The sequence below is a fragment of the Zongyangia sp. genome (genome assembly GCF_965361945.1).
Map to the genome: position 1 here is coordinate 1 of NZ_CBDTOK010000147.1, position 5,598 is coordinate 5,598.

At 57.7% G+C, this 5,598-nt stretch carries 3 protein-coding genes; 2 read left to right on the forward strand and 1 reads right to left on the reverse strand.

Annotated elements, in window-relative coordinates:
• Positions 1 to 414 precede the first annotated feature (414 nt).
• Both ACZ25G_RS09240 and ACZ25G_RS09245 read left to right on the forward strand, forming a co-directional pair.
• On the forward strand, positions 415 to 2,046 hold the full coding sequence (locus ACZ25G_RS09240) for a hypothetical protein (RefSeq protein ID WP_463682252.1): 1,632 nt from the start codon (positions 415 to 417) through the stop codon (positions 2,044 to 2,046).
• Positions 2,047 to 3,123: 1,077 nt separating this feature from the next.
• Positions 3,124 to 4,044, forward strand: coding sequence for a class II fructose-bisphosphate aldolase (locus tag ACZ25G_RS09245; protein WP_342682200.1), 921 nt, complete (start codon positions 3,124 to 3,126; stop codon positions 4,042 to 4,044).
• Positions 4,045 to 4,128: 84 nt separating this feature from the next.
• Here the strand turns inward: ACZ25G_RS09245 and ACZ25G_RS09250 are convergent.
• The coding region (locus tag ACZ25G_RS09250; RefSeq protein ID WP_463682253.1) for an AAA family ATPase at positions 4,129 to 5,598 on the reverse strand (1,470 nt) is incomplete at its 5' end.

Genomic DNA, 5,598 nt, shown 5'->3' on the forward strand with positions numbered 1-5,598 from the left:
TGGGGGATATCGCGTTTATGTGTCAATCGCAACGCAGCTGCGGGCATCGCGGACAGTGTCGCAGATAAAACTCCGGGCGCGTCTTCCCGCCCCGGGAGGGGACCACCTGCCGGTGGAGGAAGTCGCGCTGTGGCGCAATGGGTAACCTAGTCGCGGGTGACGCGGCAGTGTCACAAATAAAACTTAGGGCGCGACTTGCTGCCCGCTAGGGCCGCGTCATGCCCGCCGCCAGGCGCATGGGGAATACAAGTTGTAAGGGATCAATAAGGAAAAGTCAATGAAAATGGCTTGATTTTTTTGTGGAAAAATGGTAACATAATAGATACAAATTTATAACTAAATTATAAATTTGTCATCAAAAAGGATTGGAAATCAAACAACAAAGAAAAAAGAAAAGAAAGGATGTAACAGATCATGACTCGGCAAGCAAAAAAATGGCTGGGCGTGTTCCTGGCTGTTGTCCTGGTCTTCGCCATGGCTCCTATGGCAGCCTTTGCTGTGGGCGAGGTAGCGTCTGTAGAAGGCGGCGATTCCTATACCTCAGTACAGGAAGCCATCAATAACGCCAACGGCAAAACCGTAACACTGCTGGACAATGTGGCTGAAAGCATTACCATTCCCGCAGGCACCAGCGTGACCTTGAATCTGGGCGGTTTTACTCTGACAAACACTGAGGGTAAGCACACCATCACCAACAACGGCACATTGACACTGACCGGCACCGGTACTGTGGATAACATTTCCCATGGCAGAGGCGCCCTGGTCAACAACGCCGGAGGCAACGCCACCCTGAACGGCCCTACCCTGACCCGTTCCCATGAGGCGGGCTCCAGCTCCACCAACAATGGCGGCAACTCCTGGTATGTAGTGGATAACCACGGCACCATGACGGTGGAAAGCGGTTCCATCATCAGCAGATCCTATTATAGTTCCCTGCTGCGGAACATCGGGGCTACCCTCAATGTCAAGGGCGGCACTATGGAGAGCAATTTCATCGTCCTGAAAAATGACGACGAAGGCGTCATGAACATCACCGGCGGCACCATTACCACCAAAGGTACCGGCGGCAGCGCCCTCCAAAACTGGGGCGAAGCCACCATTTCCGGCGGTACCCTCAATGCTGCGGATGGCGCTGTGGCTATCTATGCCCTGACCTGGGATGAAGACTATAAATCCGAGGTGACCATTCAAGACGGCGCCACTGTCAACGGCGTGGTCCGGGTCACCCAGGATACGGACTATGACGTGGGCACCCCCAAGGTCACCATGGAGGGCGGCGTTGTAACCGGCGGATTCCAGGTGGGCCAGCAGGCTGACGTCCAGATCACCGGCGGCCAGGTCCAGGGTTCCCTGCTTAAAACTAATCCTACCGGCTCCATCCAGGTTTCCGGCGGAGAGTTTAAGGCCAATCCGACTGATTTCCTCACCGCTGATGTTGCGGCTATCGGCTATACCCCGGTAGACGGCGCCACCTCTTATCAGGTAGGTACTGCTGAAGAAATCTCGGCCTTTATCGCTGGTAACGCCAGGAATGGCGACGCCATCGAAGTGCTCCAGGGCAGCCTGGAACTCACCGAAGTACCTGACGGCGTTACCTTCTCTAACTCCGGCGACGGCGATGTTACCGTCAACGGCGACGAGGTGACCGATGAGCCAATTGTCACCCATACCCATGAGCTGACCCATGTGCCGGCAGTAGCGCCCACTCCGGCAAAACCCGGCAACATTGAGTACTGGTACTGCGAAGGCTGCGGCAAATATTTTGCTGACGCCGACGCGACCCAGGAGATCACCGAGGCGGACACCTATCTGGCGCCGGAAGGCACCGCGGATATCCCCGGCTCCAATGAGGACCAGGTGGGCGGCGGCGACTGGGATTGGCCCAGCTCCTCCGGCGGCTCCACCAGCGGATCCGGCAGCTCCAATGGTTCCACCAGCGGAGATAAGCTCAACCCGGATACCGGCGACAGCTCCCTGATGGCAGGCGTTGTCCTGCTGGCAGCGGTGTCTGTAGGCGGCATCCTTCTCTCTAAGAAGAGAAAATAAAACTAAATACAATGTGAAGAAACCGGCTCCCAATGTTGGGGGCCGTTTTCTTCACCTACCGGGCGGGCAGTGCCCGCAGCCACCACCTACCGGTGGGGGATATCGCGCTGTGACCTCGTTTATAACAAAAGCGCGTGCGACGCGGCGGTGTCTCAAACAGAACTCAAGGCGCGGCATCCTCGCCGGTAGGCGCGCGTGAGACGCGGTAATGTCACAAACGAGGTCAAGGGCGCGATCTGCCCTCCGCAGGAGCGTGGGCGGTTTCGGCGGCAGCCGACGATTTTTTGGACCATCCCGGGACCAGCTGCCGCTGGAGGATATCGCGTTTGTGTGTCAATCGCAACTCAACTGCGGGCAACACGGCGGTGGTTTTGGCTAGGCCAAGAGCGCGTCGTCCCGCCCCGGGAGGGGCCCACCTACCGGTGGAGGAAGTCGCGCTGTGGCGCTGTGCGTAATTTAGGTCGCGTGTGTCGCGGCGGTGTCTCAAACGAGGTCAAGGGCGCGATCTGCCCTCCGCTAGGAGCGTGGGCGGTTTCGGCGGTAGCCGACGATTTTTTCGAATTGAGCGGGGGACTCCCTCAGGTCCCGCCCCCGCGAATCGAGGAAAAATCGCCGCCCATACTGGCGGGAAAGCAGCGAGCCTCATCAGGGGGATATCCAAGGGGGTAGCCCCCTTGGATCACTTTTGCATCCTTTTCTTGAGAGAAAAGGATGTGCCCGCCCCGGCATGAGGGGCTGCTACTGGGCGGGCGGCAAGTCGCCGCAGCCAAGTCGCGCCAGCTGCCGCCGGAGGACATCGCGTTTATGTGTCAATCGCAACAAAACCGCGTGCGACGCGGCAGTGTTGTGAATAAAACCGAAGACGCGTCATGCCCGCCGCTAGGCGCGCGTGAGACGCGGCAGTGTCACAAATAAAACTTAGGGCGCGACTTGCTGCCCGCTAGAGCCGCGACCTGCCCTCCGCAGGAGTGGTACTTGTTCCCGCTTTGGTGGGACGAAGGGAATTTTCTTGACAGGGTGCCGGCGGGGAGGCTACAATATATGTAAAGTCATTATCATTTTTAGGGAGGTAGCACTATGTTAGTCACCATGAAGGAAATTCTGGATCGGGCAAGCACAGGCAATTACGCTGTCATCGCCCCCAACGTGTTCTGTGAAATTGACACCCGGGCTGCCATTGCAGCGGCGGAGAAGCTCAATTCCCCCATGATTATTGATCTGAGCGTCGGCTCTACCAAAGATATTGTTGTCACCGGCCGCAACCTGGTGGACATTGCAAAACAAACCGCAGTTCCTGTTGCGGTGAACCTGGATCACGGCGGCGACGTCCACAAGAGCTTTGACGAGGTCACCGAGGAGATCATGCAGGCCATTACCGCCGGCTTTACCTCGGTCATGGTGGACCGTTCCAGCCTGCCCTATGAGGAAAACATTAAAGAGACCGCCATCCTGGCCAAGATCGCCCATTCCATGGGTGTGACGGTGGAATCGGAACTGGGCCATGTAGGCTCCGGCTCCAAATATGACACCGACGGTTCTTCCATGTATACCGACCCCGCTATGGCCAAGGACTTTGTGGAGCGCACCGGCATCGACTGCCTGGCTGTAGCGGTAGGCACGGCCCACGGCGTATACACCTCCACCCCCAAGCTGGACTTTGACCGGATCAAAGCCATCAAAAAAGAGGTAGGCAACCTGCCCCTGGTCGTCCATGGCAGCTCCGGCGTCCCCTATGCCGATCTTGCCAAAGCCGGAACCATGGGTATCAACAAGGTGAATATGGGCTTTGACTTTATGGATAACATTGCCAAATCCCTCCAGAAGCGGGACTTCTCCGGGGCAAACTCTTACAACGTATGGCAGTACATCCAGGAAGCCTATATGGAAAAGGCACTGGAGATGATCGAGTACTTAGGCTCCAAGGACAAGTCCTGGAAGGTAGAGGGAACCTACTGCACCGCCGCCAGCAAGCTGCTGGGCGAAGGCGGAGAAGGCTGATTCCCCTGAGAAAGAAAAAAAGCGCGATGCAGAAAGCATCGCGCTTTTTTTATAGCAACCCAAGGGGATAACCCCGGCTTGGGATTATATTTGGGTGGTTTGGAGAGGCGCCGGGGGGATGACCTCCACCGTCAGCTTGCCATCCTTGAAATCAATGGTCATCCGGCTGCCGGGCTGGATGTCCTCGGCGATGATCTGGCGGCCGATGAGGGTCTCCACATGATGCTGGACAAACCGCCGCAGAGGCCGCGCGCCGTAGACAGGATCGTAGGCGCTGTCGATGATGAAGTCCTTGGCTTCCTCGGTGAGCTGGCAGGAAAGCTGCTTGTCGTCAAGGCGCTCGTTTAAGTCCTTCACCAGCAGGTCGATGATCTGGGTAATGTCCGCCTTGGTCAGAGGCTTATAGAAGACGATCTCATCCAGCCGGTTGAGGAATTCAGGCCGGAAGGAGCGTTTGAGCAGTTCGTTCACCTGATCCTGGGCCTCCTGGGTGATGCTGCCGTCCTTGTCGATGCCGTCGAGGAGGAACTGGCTGCCCAGGTTGGAGGTCAGGATGATGATGGTATTCTTAAAGTCCACGGTGCGGCCTTGGGAGTCGGTGATCCGGCCGTCGTCCAACACCTGGAGCAGGACGTTGAAGACGTCGGGATGGGCCTTTTCCACCTCGTCGAAGAGGACCACGGAGTAGGGTTTGCGGCGGACGGCCTCGGTGAGCTGGCCGCCTTCCTCATAGCCCACATATCCCGGAGGCGCTCCGATGAGGCGGGAGACCGAGTATTTCTCCATATACTCGCTCATATCGATCCGGACCATGTTCTTCTCGTCGTCAAAGAGGCATTCGGCCAGGGCCTTGGCAAGTTCGGTCTTGCCCACGCCGGTGGGGCCTAGGAATAAGAAGGAGCCGATGGGACGGTTGGGGTCCTGGATGCCGGCCCGGGAGCGGATGATGGCGTCGGTGACCCGGGAGACGGCTTCGTCCTGGCCGATGACCCGTTTGTGGAGGATCTCATCCAGGTGGAGGAGCTTCTCCCGCTCCCCTTCCATCAGCTTTGCTACAGGAATGCCGGTCCAGCGCTCCACAATCCGGGCGATCTCCCCTTCGGTGACCTTATCCCGGAGCAGGGAGTCTTTCTTGCTGCTCTGGGCCAGGGATTCCTGCTCCTCCAGCTGTTTTTTCAGGGCGGGGAGCTTGCCGTATTTAAGCTCGGCGGCCTTGTTCAGGTCGTATTCCCGCTCCGCCTTCTCAATCTGGCCGTTTAACTGCTCCAGCTGCTCCCTGAGCTTCTGGACCTTGCCAATGGAAGCCTTTTCGTTGTCCCATTTGGCCTTCATGGCGTTAAACTGCTCCCGCATCTCGGCCAATTCCTTCTGGATCTCCTTCAGATGCTCCTGGGAGAGGGCGTCCTTCTCTTTTTTCAGGGCCGCCTCCTCAATTTCGTGCTGGATGATCTTTCTCTGGATCACATCCAGCTCGGTGGGCATGGAGTCGATCTCGGTGCGGATCATGGCGCAGGCCTCGTCCACCAGGTCGATGGCCTTGTCGGGGAGGAACCG

Excerpts from the sequence above, each read along its gene's own strand:
- ACZ25G_RS09240 (WP_463682252.1), top strand. The coding sequence starts at position 415 with ATGACTCGGCAAGCAAAAAAATGGCTGGGCGTGTTCCTGGCTGTTGTC.
- ACZ25G_RS09245 (WP_342682200.1), top strand. The coding sequence starts at position 3,124 with ATGTTAGTCACCATGAAGGAAATTCTGGATCGGGCAAGCACAGGCAAT.